The organism is Pelolinea submarina (assembly GCF_003966975.1).
Classification (GTDB): domain Bacteria; phylum Chloroflexota; class Anaerolineae; order Anaerolineales; family Anaerolineaceae; genus Pelolinea; species Pelolinea submarina.
This window is the reverse complement of the sequence record NZ_AP018437.1, coordinates 1,177,712-1,194,337: the sequence shown is the minus strand read 5'-3', so window position 1 is coordinate 1,194,337 and position 16,626 is coordinate 1,177,712. Positions and strand designations below refer to the sequence as shown.

General features: G+C 49.9%; 17 protein-coding genes and 1 riboswitch. Of the genes, 4 read left to right on the top strand and 13 right to left on the bottom strand.

All coding sequences use genetic code 11. From position 1 onward, the window contains the following. Positions 1 to 2 precede the first annotated feature (2 nt). A riboswitch (cobalamin riboswitch) is annotated at positions 3 to 156 on the bottom strand. A 229-nt stretch (positions 157 to 385) separates the two neighbouring features. The 3 genes from Pelsub_RS05265 to Pelsub_RS05255 all read left to right on the top strand — a co-directional run bounded on the left by Pelsub_RS05265 (position 386) and on the right by Pelsub_RS05255 (position 4,134). Beyond that, complete coding sequence (locus tag Pelsub_RS05265) at positions 386 to 1,333, top strand: class II fructose-bisphosphate aldolase (RefSeq protein ID WP_116224767.1); 948 nt, start codon at positions 386 to 388, stop codon at positions 1,331 to 1,333. 134 nt (positions 1,334 to 1,467) lie between these two features. Continuing rightward, on the top strand, positions 1,468 to 2,232 hold the full coding sequence (locus Pelsub_RS05260; protein ID WP_116224768.1) for an HAD-IIA family hydrolase: 765 nt from the start codon (positions 1,468 to 1,470) through the stop codon (positions 2,230 to 2,232). Between the two features lie 105 nt (positions 2,233 to 2,337). Next, positions 2,338 to 4,134 carry an ASKHA domain-containing protein gene (locus Pelsub_RS05255; protein WP_116224769.1) on the top strand — a complete coding sequence of 599 codons (1,797 nt, stop codon included), beginning with the start codon at positions 2,338 to 2,340 and terminating at the stop codon, positions 4,132 to 4,134. A gap of 603 nt (positions 4,135 to 4,737) precedes the next feature. Here the strand turns inward: Pelsub_RS05255 and Pelsub_RS05250 are convergent. Continuing rightward, on the bottom strand, positions 4,738 to 5,484 hold the full coding sequence (locus Pelsub_RS05250; RefSeq protein ID WP_116224770.1) for a sugar isomerase domain-containing protein: 747 nt from the start codon (positions 5,482 to 5,484) through the stop codon (positions 4,738 to 4,740). A gap of 46 nt (positions 5,485 to 5,530) precedes the next feature. After that, positions 5,531 to 6,706, bottom strand: coding sequence for an N-acetylglucosamine-6-phosphate deacetylase (nagA, locus tag Pelsub_RS05245; protein WP_158674990.1), 1,176 nt, complete (start codon positions 6,704 to 6,706; stop codon positions 5,531 to 5,533). Positions 6,707 to 6,899: 193 nt separating this feature from the next. Between nagA and Pelsub_RS05240 the strand changes: the two genes are divergently transcribed. Then, the gene (locus Pelsub_RS05240) at positions 6,900 to 7,478 is read left to right on the top strand and encodes a hypothetical protein (RefSeq protein ID WP_126440405.1); all 579 of its coding nucleotides are present in this window, start codon (positions 6,900 to 6,902) and stop codon (positions 7,476 to 7,478) included. Between the two features lie 13 nt (positions 7,479 to 7,491). Here Pelsub_RS05240 and Pelsub_RS05235 read toward each other — a convergent pair whose 3' ends face one another. From Pelsub_RS05235 to Pelsub_RS05185, 11 genes are all read right to left on the bottom strand, one after another. Next, positions 7,492 to 8,148: an MtnX-like HAD-IB family phosphatase gene (locus tag Pelsub_RS05235; protein ID WP_116224773.1), complete on the bottom strand. Its 657-nt coding sequence runs from the start codon at positions 8,146 to 8,148 to the stop codon at positions 7,492 to 7,494. Positions 8,149 to 8,169: 21 nt separating this feature from the next. After that, a complete protein-coding gene (locus Pelsub_RS05230) occupies positions 8,170 to 8,586 on the bottom strand; it encodes a hypothetical protein (RefSeq protein ID WP_116224774.1) in 417 nt (138 codons plus the stop codon). Continuing rightward, positions 8,586 to 9,860, bottom strand: a complete 1,275-nt coding sequence (locus tag Pelsub_RS05225; RefSeq protein ID WP_116224775.1) for a neutral/alkaline non-lysosomal ceramidase N-terminal domain-containing protein — start codon at positions 9,858 to 9,860, stop codon at positions 8,586 to 8,588. The genes Pelsub_RS05230 and Pelsub_RS05225 overlap by 1 nt, the downstream gene beginning before the upstream one ends. A gap of 49 nt (positions 9,861 to 9,909) precedes the next feature. Then, complete coding sequence (locus tag Pelsub_RS05220) at positions 9,910 to 10,410, bottom strand: PTS system mannose/fructose/N-acetylgalactosamine-transporter subunit IIB (protein ID WP_116224776.1); 501 nt, start codon at positions 10,408 to 10,410, stop codon at positions 9,910 to 9,912. A gap of 36 nt (positions 10,411 to 10,446) precedes the next feature. Continuing rightward, positions 10,447 to 10,857: a PTS sugar transporter subunit IIA gene (locus Pelsub_RS05215; protein WP_116224777.1), complete on the bottom strand. Its 411-nt coding sequence runs from the start codon at positions 10,855 to 10,857 to the stop codon at positions 10,447 to 10,449. Positions 10,858 to 10,878: 21 nt separating this feature from the next. After that, on the bottom strand, positions 10,879 to 11,589 hold the full coding sequence (locus Pelsub_RS05210) for a sugar isomerase domain-containing protein (protein ID WP_116224778.1): 711 nt from the start codon (positions 11,587 to 11,589) through the stop codon (positions 10,879 to 10,881). A 75-nt stretch (positions 11,590 to 11,664) separates the two neighbouring features. Continuing rightward, entirely contained in the window at positions 11,665 to 12,492 is an 828-nt protein-coding gene (locus tag Pelsub_RS05205; RefSeq protein ID WP_116224779.1) for a PTS system mannose/fructose/sorbose family transporter subunit IID, read from the bottom strand. A gap of 1 nt (position 12,493) precedes the next feature. Further along, a complete protein-coding gene (locus Pelsub_RS05200; protein WP_116224780.1) occupies positions 12,494 to 13,240 on the bottom strand; it encodes a PTS mannose/fructose/sorbose/N-acetylgalactosamine transporter subunit IIC in 747 nt (248 codons plus the stop codon). Between the two features lie 493 nt (positions 13,241 to 13,733). Then, on the bottom strand, positions 13,734 to 14,270 hold the full coding sequence (locus Pelsub_RS05195) for a hypothetical protein (protein WP_116224781.1): 537 nt from the start codon (positions 14,268 to 14,270) through the stop codon (positions 13,734 to 13,736). A 146-nt stretch (positions 14,271 to 14,416) separates the two neighbouring features. After that, positions 14,417 to 15,337, bottom strand: coding sequence for a cupin domain-containing protein (locus Pelsub_RS05190; protein ID WP_116224782.1), 921 nt, complete (start codon positions 15,335 to 15,337; stop codon positions 14,417 to 14,419). 172 nt (positions 15,338 to 15,509) lie between these two features. Further along, positions 15,510 to 16,547, bottom strand: a complete 1,038-nt coding sequence (locus tag Pelsub_RS05185; RefSeq protein ID WP_116224783.1) for a PTS fructose transporter subunit IIC — start codon at positions 16,545 to 16,547, stop codon at positions 15,510 to 15,512. Positions 16,548 to 16,626: the final 79 nt, after the last annotated feature.

Genomic DNA, 16,626 nt, shown 5'->3' with positions numbered 1-16,626 from the left:
AATTTGGGAACCAACCAAAAGTGGGCGATCTGGCTTTCTGCGAGAATCACAGATTACAGCTGCGGGACAGCGCCGGACTTTCACCGACTTCGCCAAAGCAGTTTTCTGCTCTACCTTCCCTTCCGGGGGTTAGGTACTCATGGTTGAATTCAATTGTTTGTCCTAATGATTATATAGAGAACTCAGTCCGTGTCAATATTTTCCGCCGAGGATTAGCGTAATGTTTCTGGCGGGCTTTAGAAACAGCATTTTCTTTAGGAAAATTGAATAGAAAGGAGTTGGAGTTAACGTTTGATTAATACACCTGTAAATTATCCACATGCTTGCATATTTAATACTATAATTGTATCCGTACAAAATTGGGATCATTACTAAGGAGATACGCATGATTGTTACGACCAAAAAATTATTTGAAGCTGCATATGGTAAATATGCCATAGGCGCTTATAACATCAATAACCTGGAACAAGCTATGGGGCTTTTCCAAGGAAATATTGACAGCCAGGCGCCTTTCATCATCCAGATCAGCAAAGGCTCACGCAGTTACACCAACAAACTGATGCTGGAAGGCATCATTCGGGCAGCCGATGAGGTCTTCCCCGAGTCTATTTTCGCTGTTCATCTCGATCACGGAGATGAGGCAACTTGTATGGATTGCATTAAAAGCGGTTTTTATAGTTCCGTCATGATTGATGCCAGCAGCGAACCGTACGAAAAGAACATCGAAACCACCAAACGTGTGGTCGATGCGGCTCATGCCAAAGGCATTGTTGTTGAAGCAGAATTGGGACAATTGGGCGGCGTGGAAGAGCACGTCAATGTTTCAGAAGATAACGCCAAACTGACCAATCCTGATCAGGCCAAAGATTTCGTCGAGCGCTCCGGCTGCGATTCGTTGGCCGTTGCCATCGGCACCAGCCACGGCGCCTTCAAATTCCAGGGCAGCCAGTCGCTGCACTTCGATGTGCTTTCACAGATTCAGAAGAACCTGCCCGGCTTCCCGCTGGTCATGCACGGTTCCAGCTCAGTCCCGCAGGAAGAAGTCGAACGCATCAACGCGGCCGGCGGTAAACTGCTGGGTGCCAAGGGCGTGGACGCTTCCCAATTCCGCCAGGCAGCCCAATTAGGTGTCACCAAGATTAACATCGACACCGATGGACGTCTGGTTTGGACACGCGTACACCGCGAATATTTCCTCGAGCATCCGGAAGGTTTCGATCTGCGTGCACCCGGCAAGATCTTCATGGCCGAATACGCCAAATTCATTGCCCAAAAGAATGATTATCTCGGCAGCGCAGGACATCTGGAAGAAGTTCGCAAATTGGTCAGCTAAGATCAACTGATTACTTTAGAAAAAGAAGGGATCCGGCGAAAAATTAAACGGATCCCTTTTTAAAAAAACCTTTTTAGAACGAATATAATAATAGTGGGTTAGTAAATTTAACAAAACCAAAAGTAAGGAAAAATATGGAAGAAAAAAAGAATTATTTAATTGATATGGATGGTGTTTTAGTTCACGGAAAGAAAATCATCCCGGGAGCGGATACGTTTATCGAATCGCTCAAGAAGAACGACATCAAATTTCTGGTGCTCACCAATAACTCAATCTATACCCAGGTAGACCTGGCTCACAGACTGCAAAACACCGGTATTGATATTGACGCGGAACACATCTTCACCTCTGCGCTGGCTACAGCTTATTTTATGAAAGCACAGAAAGATTCCGGCTCGGCCTTCGTGATTGGCGAAAGCGGTTTGAACGTTGCCATTCACAACATCGGCTACATCATGACCGATGAAAATCCCGACTTCGTAGTGCTGGGCGAAACCTTTGACTACAATTTCCGCCAGGTCACCAAAGCGGTGCGCCTGATCATGGAAGGCGCTTCATTTATTGCGACCAATCCTGATCCCACCGGCCCCTCGGAAAGTGGCATCACGCCTGCCTGCGGCGCTATGGCCGCCCTGATTGAGAAAGCCAGCGGGCGTTCGCCTTTCTACTGCGGCAAACCCAGCCCCTTCATGATGCGCTCCGCGCTGAACTACCTGGGCGTGCACTCTGAGAACACCATGATGATCGGCGACCGCATGGATACCGATATCATCGCAGGTATTCAAAGCGGCATGGAAACCACCCTGGTGCTGACCGGCGTGACTTCACTCAAACAGATCGAAGAATTCCCCTACCGGCCCGGCCGCGTAGTGAACTCGGTTGCCGACCTGATCCTCTAAAAAAAACACATCCCATTTTTTGGCGATCCGCATGGAAATCATGTGGATTTTTGTTTTAAGTTCTCATCTTTTTTTATATAATCAATCTCATGAGGAAAACCATCGATGAGCTTCACGATTGAATTTCAACCTACCGGCCAGCGCCTGGTAGCGGAAGAAGCGCTCACAGTCCTGGCTGCCGCCCGCCAAGCCGGATTGCAATTGCGATCGGATTGCGGCGGCGAGGGCACCTGTGGAAAATGCGTGGTTCGTTTTATCGAATTCCCCCCTGACCTGCCTGTCCGGCCGGCAGATGAACGCCACCTGTCCGCCCGGCAATTATCCCAGGGCTACCGTCTGGCCTGCAGCGCAGTGATTGACCGTCCAACCCAGCTCTTCATCCCGCCGGAATCCCTGCCCGCCGGACAAGTCCTGCAAACCGGCACAAGCCATAAACAGCTATCCATTGACCCCGCTTTGAGACAAATGAACCTTCAGGCAAAGGCTGCTGATCTGCACAACCTGCAGGCTGATTTTGATCGCATCCGGGATCTTAGCCGAGAGGAACACCTAACTGCGGATATGGATGTGCTGCGGGAACTGCCGGATTTACTGCGCCGAAACGCGTGGCGGGTAAACCTGATCATGCGAGGCAGCCGCCTGCAGCATGTGACTCCGCAGCCGCTTAGCCCCCTGGCCGGATTGGCCGTGGACGTAGGCAGCACCAAACTGGCCTGCTACCTGCTCGATTTGGAGAACGGTGAATTGCTTGCCGTTATCGGCTTGCCCAACCCACAGGTGATGTTTGGGGAAGATATCATGGCACGCCTGGCGTACGCACAAAAAGGGGAACGCGAAGCTTTGGAACTGCATCATGTATTAATGCAGTCCATTCAACAAGCCCTGGTAGAACTCACTAAGCAAAGCGGCCTCGAGCCTATTCAGGTAGCCGAGGTTTGCCTGGTGGGCAACACAGCCATGCATCATTTCTACCTCAACCTGCCCACAGGTGGATTGGCCGTTTCACCTTTTGTGCCGGTCGCATCCGGCGCGCAATTAACACCCGCGCCGCAGATTGGCCTGAGCGGCATGCCGGGCATGCTGGCTTATACCCCGCCGGTCATTGCCGGATTTGTCGGCTCCGATCACCTGGCGTTTCTTCTGGCGTGCGGCTTTGGTGAGGACCAACGCGTGCGCTTGGGAATTGATATCGGCACCAATACAGAAATTGCGCTTCAAAAAGGAGAACGCATCCTCAGCGTCTCCACCGCTTCGGGGCCGGCTTTCGAGGGCGCACACATCCGCTTCGGTATGCGTGCCGCGCCGGGCGCCATTGAGCATGTTCACCTGGACGGCGGGCGCTTCACCTGCGAAGTCATCGGGGATACGCCTGCCAGCGGCATTTGCGGCTCCGGCATCTTGGACGCGCTGGGCGAATTGCGCGCCGGCGGGCTGCTCAACCAACGCGGGCGTCTGGACAAGAACCATCCTCTGGTGAAATTGGATGCACAGGGCAAACCTTATGTAACGCTGGCAGCCGGAAACAGCGAAGATCGTCCCATCACCCTATCGCAGCAAGATATCGATCAGGTGCTGTTAGCCAAAGGAGCCATCCGCGCCGGTATCGATGTATTGATGGACGCATTGAAGGTAAGCGCGCAGGAAATCGATGAAGTGCTCATCGCCGGAGCGTTTGGGTCTTACATGCTGCCCGCGCAGGCTATACGCATCGGTATGCTGCCGGAGATTCCCCTCCAGCGCATTCGCGCGGTGGGCAACGCGGCCGGGCTGGGCGCGCAGATGATGCTGGTCTCCCAAACCACACGCCGCCAGGCCGAAGCGCTGGCTGCCCGCATTGAATACCTGGAATTGACCCTCTATCCGGATTTCGAGGTCTTCTACGCCAACGGCATCCGCGCCTGATTCAAGCGTACTGAAGTAACCACAGATGCACACGGATGAACACAGATCAATGCCGATCTCTTGCTTTATTTTCACGCATGCCTTGCGCGGAGAAACCGACGCTTTTCTCTCTCCCTATCCCGGCGAAAACCGGATGGAGAGGGCTGGGGAGGGGTTGTAGGCCAGGCTTTCGCCTGTGCCCTGCGGGGCTTGCCTGACGAGATGCTGTCACACACACCCATAGGGTGCAGGCGAATGTGTGACCTACCCCTCCAATGTCATCCTGAGCCCTGCGAAAGCAGGGCGAATGGATCTCGGCCGGTCTTAGAATTAACCACAGATGCACACGGATGAACACAGATCAATGCCGATCTCTTGCTTTGTTTTCTCGCATGCCTTGCGCGGGGAAACCGACGCTTTTCTCCCTCCCTATCCCGGCGAAGACGGGATGGGGAGGGCTGGGGAGGGGCTGTAAGGCTTTCATAGCCGCCGTTTTATACCCATTCGGTTGGCTTCGACACCTCATGCTTCGCTCTGGGCAGGCGCTCAGCCAACAGTAAACAGGAATAAAAAAACCGCCCGCATTTACCATTCTGCGAGCGGTTCTCATCATTCAATATCAGCTTACCAGTTACGGATGCGCGGCCAATACTTTTCCAGTAACTGCTGGTTGAACTCCATGCCGCCATCCAGGTTGCCGTGCATGAAGACCGGCGGTTTTTCCACGCCCATATCGCGCATGGTAAAGACGACCTGCACCAGCATGGCATGCACCAGGAACGATCCCAGTACGCCGGAAGCCGGCCCCATCGGCATGGAAAACCCATCCATTTCAACAATGCAATCGCCAAAAACGCCCTGGTTATCCAGAATCACGTCGGCATAATCCAGCAGGCGCTTGCCCGAAGAGTGGCGCGAGGATTGTGCTTTGCTGAATTCGGAGCACGTTTCGACAATGACCTTGTGGCCGTGTTTTTGGGCTTCGCGCGCCATCTCAATCGGCGCGGCATTGCGTCCGGAGTTGGAAATAACCAGGAACACATCCTGTGGAGAAGCATGGCTCTGCTGGTAGAGAATTTCACCGATCCCTTCCAGGCGCTCCATGTATGCGCTCTTCCAGGCATTGACTGCCCCGGCCAGGGACAAATCCAGGATCTGGTTGATACCCGCCACCGTTCCGGCACGGAAGAAAATCTCTTCGGTGATACAGGCTGAATGGCCCGCGCCGTACACATGCAGGAGACCATCGTTCATCAATGCTTCCGCCACAATGCTGGCGGCTTTTTCGATGTTAGGGCCCTGCGTCGCGCGGATCTTTTTTTGTAGTGCTTCTATACCGTCAAAATACTTGATATACCCTTTTTCCTCCATGAATTCCTCTCCTTTAAACAAGCGTCTATCCGTATTTTCTGAGTGGCTATAAATCGCTGTAGATGACCTTGCCGTCCGCCATACTCATGCGCACATTGAAATCCTCATCCATCAAGATCATATCGGCTTTCCGGCCGGTGGCAATCACACCCAGTTCATCCTGCATGTGAATTACTTTGGCCGGGTTCAGGGTAGCCATGCGAATGGCATCCTGCACACTGGCGCCGGCTAACACGTGCGCATTGCGGACACAGTCGTTCAATACAGCCGAGCTGCCGGCCAGGGTGCCGTTTGCCAGCGTGGCGCGGCCGTCTTTGACCGTGATAGTCTGGCCGATGGAGCTGTAAACGCCGTCCGGCAGGCCCGCTCCTGGGATAGCGTCCGTGATCAGCACTACCCGTTGAGTGCCCAGCGCGCGCAGGAGCACGCGCATGGCGCCCACATCCACATGGATGCCGTCGGCGATCAGCTCACCGGTAATCTCATCTGAAGAGAGCACGGCGCCTACCACGCCAGGGGCGCGGTGGTTGAGGCCGGTTTGCGCGTTATAGGTATGCGTCACGTGCGTGAAGTCGCCCATTAATGCAGCGCGGGCGGTATCGTAATCGGTGTTGGAATGGCCCAGGGCCACAGTCACACCGGCCTTACGGAATTCCGCCGCCACTTCCACGGCATTGGGAAGCTCAGGCGCCATGGTCATTTGTTTGAGCCATTTGCCGCCGATGCGCAGGAAATCGTGCGCTTCCGCCACACTGGGGGTGCGCAGCCAGGCTGGATTGAAGGCGCCCTTACGTTCCGGGTTCAAATAAGGGCCTTCCAAGTGAATGCCGATGGCTTTCGCGCCGGGAGTGCCTTTTTCCAGATAAGACACATAGGTTTCCATCATTTCACACAGTTCCTTATGCGTCCCGGCTGAAAGCGTGCATAGGAAATCAGTCACACCGCTCTTGATGACCCAGTTGGAATATTTCTCCAGGTCCGCTTCCCACTTATCTCCAATCCCGAAGCCGATACCATAACCGCCGTGTACGTGGATATCCACTAAACCGGGGGACAAACGCAGGTCATCGGCCTGGATAGTTTGCGCAGCATCCGTGGGTGCCTTGGCGCGCGGTCCGACAAATTCAATCCTGCCGGCGTCATTGACAACCACGCAGCTATCTTGCAGAACAACTGTGGGAGTAAAAATCTGGCCGGCATTGATACAAATTGAGTTTTTCATAGCAAATCCTTTTTTATTTGAGTCCATAATCTTATGGATTGTTGTAATGTCGTAATGTAATTACCATTATAATATAACCCGCAAGAAATAGCAGATGACCTTATTTTATCCCGCCAAAAACAGCCTATTTGACGTGTCCGCCCTGACCTAATATACTATAGGAACGAAAAAATATGAGGTAAGAGACAGAAGAATGGATAAACAAAAAAGACTTGAACGAGCCAAAGAACTTGCCAGACAATTATTCGACCTGAAACTACTCGATCTGGAGAGAATGACGGAAGAGCAAAAATCGGATTGGATGCAGCGTTATAACGAACTGACGGAAAAAGAGTTCGAAGATGTGCGCCGGCAGGTTATTAAAGCCAAAACCAGCCAGCAAGCCCAGATCGGTTGGCAAAGCCTGCCGCATGATCTCAGTGTCCTGTTATTCTGTCTGTGTACCTATTTCTTTTCGCTCAGGGTTGGATTTATCGCCGGTGTGGTTCTGCTGGCGCTGCTGGTCAGCATCACCCAGGTTTATTTCAATGAAAAAGCCTATAGAGTTTTGGCATATGCCGGCGGGTTTACCTATTTGGCGTACTTTCTGCTGGCTTTCACGCTATACCAGCGTGGGATGATCTGGTGGCAAATTCTACTGATCGTTGCCCTGGCTTGGGGCGGCACCTTTGTGCTGGGCTATATTATGTCCATTCCGATGGGGTTATACCTGAAAGCCCGTGCTAAAGCCAACACGATAGCAGCGCAAAAGGGAAAGAAAAAAAGCAAATAGATTTTCCTGCTGATTAGAGATTATTGTCCGGGTTCTGAATATACGCCAGGATATCAAAAAAATTATCATACTGCCAGGACGAAATGTGATGCTCCTGGCAATAATCCCACAGCGCGTCGCGCGCAAAGACAAAGTCAGCCAGACGGCTGGCTTCAAAATCCGTGCGCCCGTCCCCAATCATGATAATGCGTTCGCCCTTTTTCTTTAATTCGTCCACGATATCCCGCTTGCACACGCCGGTTTGAGTTGCGGAGGGATTGTAATAAGGGAATTCAAAACGAAAACCTTGCGGTTCGAAGAAAATACGGTTGGACATTACGCGGATGTCCTTGACCCCCACCCTGCTTAACACATAACGGATGGCCCATTCCAAACCATCACTGACGATGGTCAGCTCCAATCCCTGGTCCCGGCAGTATTGATAAAATCCCTCAAAACCGGGGACGACTTCAATAGAAGCCAAAGCTCGTTCCATTTCCTCGCGTGATGCTTGGATGAACTGGAACGAGCTTTCGATTTCTTCTTTTGTGCCGATCTTGCTTTCAGCCCATAGTTCTGAAAACTTCAATCCGCACGACGCGAATTCTTTATACAAGAAATCGCATAAACAAGCACGTGTAATGGTGCCGTCAAAATCACACAGAATTATAGGGACGTTGTCTTTTTTCATCGCCCGCAAGTATATCAAAGATTATTTGCGGGAAATCTTTTTTGCCCAGGCATCCACGCTGGCTTCGTCGGCTGTATTCTTCTCCCAATCCGGATTATCTTTGATTCCTTCGGCCATCTTAATAATCACTTTCTGTGGGTATTTTTCTACCCAGGTGACCCAGATCGGTTTCATCCAAACCGGTTTGCGGATGCTGAAATAGAGAATGCACGCAATCAATAACCCGAAAGCCACATAGTAAATCGTCATATTCACCGAACTGCCGGCGGAGATTTCTTCATAATAAGAATAAAGAACAAATAATAACCCCATGGGAAGATATCCGTAGATACCGCCCTTGCTGGAAAAATACATTTTCCTGAAGTACCCTAAGCGAATGGCAATGCCGAACAAAGCAAAGAAAACACCCAGCATGCGGATTATCCAAATTTCATTCATTATTTTTCCTTAATCAATTTTATGGCGAGTTCTTTTATTATTAATGCAGCCTGGGAAGAAAACGGGCTGACAAAATCCTCATACGTGCCCGGCAATCCCGGAACGGATTCCGGGAAGTAGCCCTTGTAATCGTTAGCATAACCCACCAAGATAGCCTGGTCGGGTTGGATGCGCTGTTTGATATCCAGGAAGGTTTTTGAAAATGGTTCACCTGGAACCGCAACGATATGCAGCGGGCCAATTTGGATGCTTTGAAGTTCCGACTGCAATTTTTCCTTCCCCTTATAATACTTGATTTGTAGCAGGAATACTTCGATTCCTTCAATTTTCGTTATGATCTTGCGTAGTTCACCGGCGGATGCATGCTCTGCCTGCATACGGCTCAATGTGTCTTTCGCTTCTGCCAATAATTCTTGCGTTTCTGCTTCAGTTGGAAATTCTTTTAAAGGCAAGTCAATCGGTTCAACACGCGCTTTAAGCGTTTGTGGATCAAAGCTTTCAGCTACGTTCATGGCTTGCAGCACTGCCGCGCCCATGATTTGACCCAAGCGGGTCACTTCAGAAAAAGTCGCGCTGCGGCGAGTGAACCGCGTGCTGACGTCGCCCGCCGCGCTGTTGGTGAACATGAAAACCACCTGCGGATACAATTCCTTCAGCATGGATCTGGCCGCGCCGGGATAATCCGCGCTAATCTGCAAATTATCCGCCCCCATTACAGTCGGGTGGCAGCCATAATTGAACAGCACAGCCAACGGTTTTCCGGAAGCTTCGTCGATCCGCAGCACAGAAACCTGGTGATCGGCCGCGCCTTTTTGCGGATCGTTACGGTTCAGCCCCAATCCATCGATTGTGCTGTGCCCCAGTGAAATAACCGCCGGCTGCAGCAATCCTTTTGCCCAGGCGCACGCGCCCGCGATTTTCTGGCAGGTGATCTCCTGCAGCGTTTCATATTGCGTCTCTTGCAGGATCAAATCGTCCAGATTAAAACCCTGCGGACCGGAATGCGTATGGGAGCAGGCGATTAACACATGGTCTTCAGCCACGCCGGTTTTCTCGGTTATAGCCGCTCGCATATTTTTTGAAAACTGAGCTTGCACAGCCAGCAAATCCATACTGATCAAGACCGCCCTGGAATCGTTCAATTCCAGGAAAAGGATTTGGGCTTTTAATGGGTCGTGAATCCCCTGGCTGGCTTTCAGGCGAGCTCCGTAACCAGCCATTTTCACCCCAACCGGGGGAGTGATGTCAACTTCTACTGCAGCAGCGTTAAACATGGATCAGGGTGCTCCTTTCCAGCGATAATCAAAGACGTAAGATAAAAACCTATTTAGTCCATTCAGGGAAAGTTTTTTCGATGGTTGGCCAGAATTCACCTTCCGCATCCGTAGGCATCATCCGGCAAGTTATTTTGATGCCTTTCTCATGAATCTTCTTCAAAGCCTTCACACCATCTTCTGTCAGGAAAACGGTGTTCGATAGCTTTTTGGAATTTCTGACAAAGGCCTGGTTGCCAAGATTGAGCACCGGGATGCTCAGGCCGCGCTCTACCAATTCCAAACCATCTTCCGGCATTTTCGCGATGACGAAAATGTTTTCTTTCTCCGCTTCCGGGCTGAGGCAATATTTAACACAATCTTCTACCGTCAACACGGAAACTTTGGCCCCAATGGGAGTTACAGCCTTCAACAACGTTATTTGCAGTGGATCGTTTGCAACTTTATCGTTAGTAACAATCAAATGATCAATCTTATAATGAGAATTCCATGAAACCAGGATCTGACCATGGATCAGACGATTATCCATTCGGACATGCATAACTGACATAATATTCTCCTTCCTTATGTATCATTATTTTATTCGCTATTTCGCATTTCGAATACTGTCCGGCAGCATCTGGATACCGTCCAATCCAGCCTGATAAGCCTGTTTGACCAGCTCTTCCAGGCTTGTGTCTTCCCGATTGACCATAATTTCGGCCAGCATCGGCAAGTTCACGCCGGTGACGACCTCGATTTTTCGATCGCTTTCCAGAAACAGGCGCGCACTGGAATGGAAGGGGGTTGCGCCGTATAGGTCAACGGCGATCAAGACGCCATCCCCATCATCCATCTTGTTGATCTCGGCGCGTACGTGCTCGACCAATTCTTCCGGGGCTTCGCTTTCACACAGGCCCAGTGCAGCAATCTGGCCCTGATCTCCGGTGAGCATCCGCAGTGCATCCAGCATACCGGCTGCCAATTTCCCATGCGAGACAATCAAAATACTAATCAACCTTCCTCCAAACTTGCCTGATTATATAAAACGGGGCTGCGGGAATTGCCCGTATTCATCCATAATACGCTGGTTATGTTCATCGGAACCATCCAGGTTAGAGCTGATGAGTACCGGCGGCACAAAACCTTGTTTGAGCATCATTTCGATGGCTTCCACCACGACTGCATCCATGATAGCCGCGCCCAGCACGGTGGACAATGCACCGGAGCGAATGGGACTGTTCTCAAAAGCCAGGGATGCATCGCCGGCGGGAGTGTGGGTATCCAAAACTACATCCGCCAACTGGTACAGTAATTTACCGGATGAATGCCGTGAGGTAACCGATTTGGAATGGGCCAATGACGTTACAGCGATCAAATTAGCTCCGCCTTCTTTCACTGCTATTGCAATTTCCAACGGTTCCGGGTTTCTGCCTGAATTGGAGATCACAAAAACCGTCTCACCTTTTTTAAAATTCAACCCCTCGATCAGGATCGGTCCGAAACCTTCCACTTTTTCAGCGCGGCCGTTCATCGGGTCGGGGATGTGCACAATTGGGTACAAACCGCCTGCGCGGCCGTGGACTTCCATTGCCAATAACTGTGAATGGCCGCTGCCGAAGGTGTACACCCAATTGCGGTTCATTAATGAACCGGCTACCAATTTTGCAGCCTCGCGAATATGATCTTCCTCGTCTGTCTTAATGGCCGTAATTTTCTCAACGGCCAGGTCAAAATATTGTTTTTGCATTTTTACTCCTAATAATAAGCTCAATAAAAGCAGGGTAAAACACGTTTACCCTGCTTTTTTTTGATTCGTTGAAATTTAGCCGAAGATACCCAAAGCGCCACCAATGAAACCGATGACGACTAACATCAAAATAACTTTGACGGGGCTCCAGCTCTTCTTCTTCAGCAGCCAGTAGCACAGGAAGGTAGCTAAAACCGGCAGCATGTAAGGCAAGATCGCGTCTAATTGCGCTTGAACTGTTACTGTTTGGGTTACAGTTTCGCCATTGATAACTGCGCCCTGGCTGTAAGCCAATGGCGTGGTCAGGCTGACGATGGAGGGAGCAAAACCGCCGATCACGATCAAGCCAACGATGGTGGCAAATTCGGTGATACGGCCAATGGCACCACTGCCGATTGAAGTCAGTAAGTGGGTTCCCTCTTTATACGCCCAGGTGATCTGCCAGTAGCGGATGGCCATGTAAGGGAAGAACACCAGGACCATCGCCATGATCGGGCCCATCGCATTACCATTCAACGCCATGATGGCGGCAATGGAGAAGATAATGCTGTTATACAGCGCCCAAACCAGGGTGTCGCCGACACCGGCCAGAGGGCCCATCAAACCGACTTTCAAACCCTCGGTCGTGTCGTATGAAGCTCCGGCTTCTTCCAACGCAATATGAGCACCCATGATCAGGGGGGTACCGACAACCGGGTTGGTGTTAAAGAAGTTTAAGTTGGTGATGAAAGCTTCCTTGAAATCTTCTGGATCCGGGTGCATCTTCTTCAGGACAGGCAGCATCGAGTAGCAATAGCCAACGGACTGCATGCGCTCATAGTTCCAGCCGCACTGCGACATGAAAATATAGCGCCAGAAGCATTTCATGATATCGGCATGCGTGATTTTCGCTTTAGTAGCCATCTTATGCCTCCTGTTTCTGATATTTGACGTATTGGAAAATTCCAGCGACCGCCACACCGAACAGGGCAATACCCAACAGCGGCATCTTCAGATACGCAAAGAGTACAAAGCCCAACAGCAGGAAGGCAGGATATTTTTCCACCGGCAGGATCTTCAGCAGCATCGCAAACCCAATGGCCGGTAATAAACCACCAGCAGCGGTGATGCCCTTGTTGATCCAGGGGAAGGCCTCAAAGAACGAACTGACACCTTTCACGACCGGTTCACCGAAAGCCACAGCCAGGAAGACTGGGATGGCGCGGGACAGACCCCAAATGATATGGCTGGTCCAAACCATCATGCGCTCGAAGCCCTTGTCGTCGCCCTCTTCAGCAAATCTATCCGCTTTGTGGACGTAAACGAAGTTCAGGAAACGGTTCAGGATATCCACCTGGGTCAAAAGTAAAGCAGCCGGGACCGCCAGGGCGATACCGATATCAAAGTTGCCGCCTTTACCGAAATAAGTACCCAGGATGGCACCTACGGTGTAATCGGGAACCGTGGCGCCGCCATAGGTATAAACACCTAATGACATCAACTCCAGGGTACCGCCGATTAGCATACCGGTCTGGACATCGCCAACGATTAAACCGGTTACAAAGCCGGCAATCAAAGGACGGTTGGCCAGAATGAACATAGGAGCCAACATATCATAAACACATATGTAGGCCCAAATTGCTAATACTAATGCAGTTAGTATTGGTGACATAATTCACTCCTTTATAAATTTTTTATTTCTGTGAAAACAAATGATTTATTTTTTTTATTTCCTCTGACCTCCTTTTCTTTCAAATTGAAATTAAATTAATCCTTAATAAGGGAATTTGTCTCGGATTGAAAAGAGAATACAAACCGCGTACATTTTCTCCATATTTTTATAAAATAATTGCATAATTGGCACAAATCCATCAATATTCGTTATAACGTAATGTTGTTACTACATTGTATCATATTCAAATAAATTGTTAATAAAATCATCCCTGGTTATTTTATTTTGCAGCAGTAAACAGTAAAAAAATATTATTAATCCGCCAAATATATTTCTTTATTACTGACACTATATAAACAATGGATAACTTCAATCAAATACAGAGCTCATCAATTTGGTAAACACAAATCACATTGCCCACCATTAATAGTCAACTCCCCCATTGCGACTTGAACACTTTTCTTACTAAATAAAAATTAAATTACATATTTATTTATAGCACTTGTCCTTTATTTAATCGAATGAAATCTCGCGCGAATTGGCTGCTGGTAAACCAAATAATAGCCTGGCCCTTTTGTTTCTTGCGGGGCATTTCAACTTTTTCAAAACGTACGGCACTCTTCAGAACGGAATTTCGTTCCGCTACCTCCGCGGTATTTTCCCGCCAGGCTTTCATATTCATCCAAAGCGTATAAGCGATGACGATGCTCAGCCATATCGCGCCGCCCAAGTTATATAAGACTGGAGAAAGGTCCACGGAAGGTTGCAGGAATGAGACAATTGTAAGGAGAACGATAATTACGCTGATGATATTGATCGGCTTTACATTGACATACCTGGCCTGCGCTTCGGCGCAATCATCGCAAATCGGAAATTTGAAAATATATTTGTGATTCCTGAGAAAATTGGTCGTGGTTATCTGCCATTTCTTGCCCCGGGTGGGTTGACCGCACGCAATGCAGCGGCCCGGCATCTCCAGCTTACCATCGAATGGACATTGAACTTTAGTACCCTGCACGTCACTTTTCATATTCTCTATTTCCGATCAGGTTTATTTTAACAGTACTCTACTTACAGGAAAAAGGCAGAAAGGACACTTCTCCATACCGCTAAACAGCAATCCCCTTCTGCCTTTTTCACCTATATTTGAACCGGTTTTATCCGTTTGAAAGGAGCTTAAAGCTCCGGTGCAATCATGAAAACAGCCTTCACCGGTTTAGCTGTGAAATTCATCAACCGATAAGGAACACCTTCAGGAATGAACATGGTATCTTCCACATTCACGATAAAGGCCTCTTCGGTTTCGGGCAGATAGACGGTTACCGGTCCATCTACTACGAACAGCGCGCAATCGCCTTTATGGCAGTCCACCGGTGAAAGGCGCGGGCCTTTGCCGCCGGCAGGCAGGATGAATTCGCCCATGTGCATCAGGTCATTGGAGACAAAGAATTTCACCAGTAAAGTATCGTCATGACCATAGATATTCAAGAGCTTGTCTTCTTCACGAATGCGATAGAACAGCATGGGATCTTTGCGGCCTTCGGGCCCGGGTACCGGCCAACGGCCAATATCGTCGGTCGTACCGACTTTATAGGGTTTATCCAACGAAGACAGAACCGGATATTTGGCGTTATTCTTGCCCTTGTAAGCTTTGATATCGTCGCCATGCGGGTAATCGTCCGGCGGAATTTTCTCATCCCAGGCTTTGGGCGCAATGAAAAATAGAATACGCAGGATTTCATCTTCAAAATTGAAGGCTTTGTGCCAGGCTTCGCGGGGCATCCAAATGGATTCGCCCTCGTAAGCCCGGATGACCTGGCCGTTTATGGCATTTTGCTGGGTCAGGGTGCCGTTGAGGATGTAGTAAGTCTCGTCGCCGGGGTGCAGGTCGGGCGGGTTAAAAGAACCGCCGGGGCCCAATTGATAGGTGCCGACAAACATTTTATCGGTGCTGACGATAAAGCGAGTCAGATCACTGAGTTCGGGGGATGCGGGGGGATAAATGCTGTCGATATATTCTTCTTTACGGATATGCTTGGGCTGCAACTGCCCCGGAGGGAAAGGCAGCTTGCCCATTACATCACTAATTTTTGTCATTTTTAATACTCCTGATTGTCATTTCCATAAATCATCAATTTCATATAAAATAAAGGAGGGCTAATTGCCAGGATGTTCGTACGGATCGTATTCGCGGTAACGCACACCTCTTTGCAATTAGCCCTAATGTTATTAATCTACGTGGATTCCTAATGGTCTAACTTGCCCATACTTACATGGAGAGGGCTTCTTCCTCTGATTCTGTGACTTTGGGTTTGAGAATGAACAGCATTCCTGCAGTTACCACAATGGCAATGGCGAAAACCAGCAGCATCATGAGAGGTTTGTTCGCCAAAGGAATAACGAACAGACCGCCGTGGGGAGCTGTCAGCGACAGATCAAACACGTAGGATAACGCAGCTCCAACCGCTGAACCGACCATAGTCGCAGGCAATACATGCAGAGGATCCGCAGCAGCGTAGGGAATGGCAAATTCAGTGATCATCGCCAAACCGCCAACGATACAACCGCTGATGCCCTCACGCTCAACTGAAGTCCAGCGATCTTTGAAGAGGTACAGCGCCAAAGCGATACCGGCCGGCGGGCTCATGGAAGCGATGAAGTTCGCGGCCATGGGACCCCAGTTATCCAATTCGGCGGAAGCCAGCGCGAACGCGTAAGCTGCTTTGTTGACAGGGCCGCCCATATCGAAGGCCAGCATAGCGCCCTGGACCAAACCCAGAACGATCTTGCCGCCGCCGCTCAGGCTATCCAACGCCTGGGCAACCACCTGGTTCAACCAGGTTACCGGTCCGCCTAAAACGTAGGTCATTCCCAAACCTACGATGAACACACCCAACAGGGGGATGATCAACACCGGCATAAGGGATTTCAGCATCGAAGGCACTTTCAGCTGCTTGATGGCTTTGACTACATAACCCGCCAACAGACCGCCAAGCATGCCACCTAGGAAGCCCGAGCCCTGGTTTGAGGCCATCATACCGGCAACAAAACCAACCGCGATACCGGGGCGATCCGCAATGGAATAGGCAATATAGCCGGCCAGTGCGGGTACCATCAAATTGATGGCAACTTTACCCCAGGCAAACACATCGGCGGGGAAACCGGGAGTATTGAAAACATAAATGCCGCCCATCGCAAAACCAAGCGCGATTAAGATACCGCCGGCAACCACAAATGGGATCATGTAGGAAACACCGGTCATCAGGTGTTTTCTAATATCGCCAAAAAAAGACTCTTTATTAGCCATTAAACTTCTCCTTTTAATAATTGATTAAAACTACCGTTAACATCTGTTGATCGTTTTCTGATACGCACTACCTCCTTTC

What these genes read in the sequence shown, in the direction of transcription:
- Pelsub_RS05205 (WP_116224779.1), bottom strand. Translation starts at nt 12,492, where the DNA reads ATGGCTACTAAAGCGAAAATCACGCATGCCGATATCATGAAATGCTTC.
- Pelsub_RS05200 (WP_116224780.1), bottom strand. Translation starts at nt 13,240, where the DNA reads ATGTCACCAATACTAACTGCATTAGTATTAGCAATTTGGGCCTACATA.
- Pelsub_RS05265 (WP_116224767.1), top strand. Translation starts at nt 386, where the DNA reads ATGATTGTTACGACCAAAAAATTATTTGAAGCTGCATATGGTAAATAT.
- Pelsub_RS05255 (WP_116224769.1), top strand. Translation starts at nt 2,338, where the DNA reads ATGAGCTTCACGATTGAATTTCAACCTACCGGCCAGCGCCTGGTAGCG.
- Pelsub_RS05250 (WP_116224770.1), bottom strand. Translation starts at nt 5,484, where the DNA reads ATGGAGGAAAAAGGGTATATCAAGTATTTTGACGGTATAGAAGCACTA.
- Pelsub_RS05235 (WP_116224773.1), bottom strand. Translation starts at nt 8,148, where the DNA reads ATGAAAAAAGACAACGTCCCTATAATTCTGTGTGATTTTGACGGCACC.
- Pelsub_RS05240 (WP_126440405.1), top strand. Translation starts at nt 6,900, where the DNA reads ATGGATAAACAAAAAAGACTTGAACGAGCCAAAGAACTTGCCAGACAA.
- Pelsub_RS05230 (WP_116224774.1), bottom strand. Translation starts at nt 8,586, where the DNA reads ATGAATGAAATTTGGATAATCCGCATGCTGGGTGTTTTCTTTGCTTTG.
- nagA (WP_158674990.1), bottom strand. Translation starts at nt 6,706, where the DNA reads ATGAAAAACTCAATTTGTATCAATGCCGGCCAGATTTTTACTCCCACA.
- Pelsub_RS05185 (WP_116224783.1), bottom strand. Translation starts at nt 16,547, where the DNA reads ATGGCTAATAAAGAGTCTTTTTTTGGCGATATTAGAAAACACCTGATG.
- Pelsub_RS05190 (WP_116224782.1), bottom strand. Translation starts at nt 15,337, where the DNA reads ATGACAAAAATTAGTGATGTAATGGGCAAGCTGCCTTTCCCTCCGGGG.
- Pelsub_RS05210 (WP_116224778.1), bottom strand. Translation starts at nt 11,589, where the DNA reads ATGCAAAAACAATATTTTGACCTGGCCGTTGAGAAAATTACGGCCATT.
- Pelsub_RS05225 (WP_116224775.1), bottom strand. Translation starts at nt 9,860, where the DNA reads ATGTTTAACGCTGCTGCAGTAGAAGTTGACATCACTCCCCCGGTTGGG.
- Pelsub_RS05260 (WP_116224768.1), top strand. Translation starts at nt 1,468, where the DNA reads ATGGAAGAAAAAAAGAATTATTTAATTGATATGGATGGTGTTTTAGTT.
- Pelsub_RS05195 (WP_116224781.1), bottom strand. Translation starts at nt 14,270, where the DNA reads ATGAAAAGTGACGTGCAGGGTACTAAAGTTCAATGTCCATTCGATGGT.
- Pelsub_RS05220 (WP_116224776.1), bottom strand. Translation starts at nt 10,410, where the DNA reads ATGTCAGTTATGCATGTCCGAATGGATAATCGTCTGATCCATGGTCAG.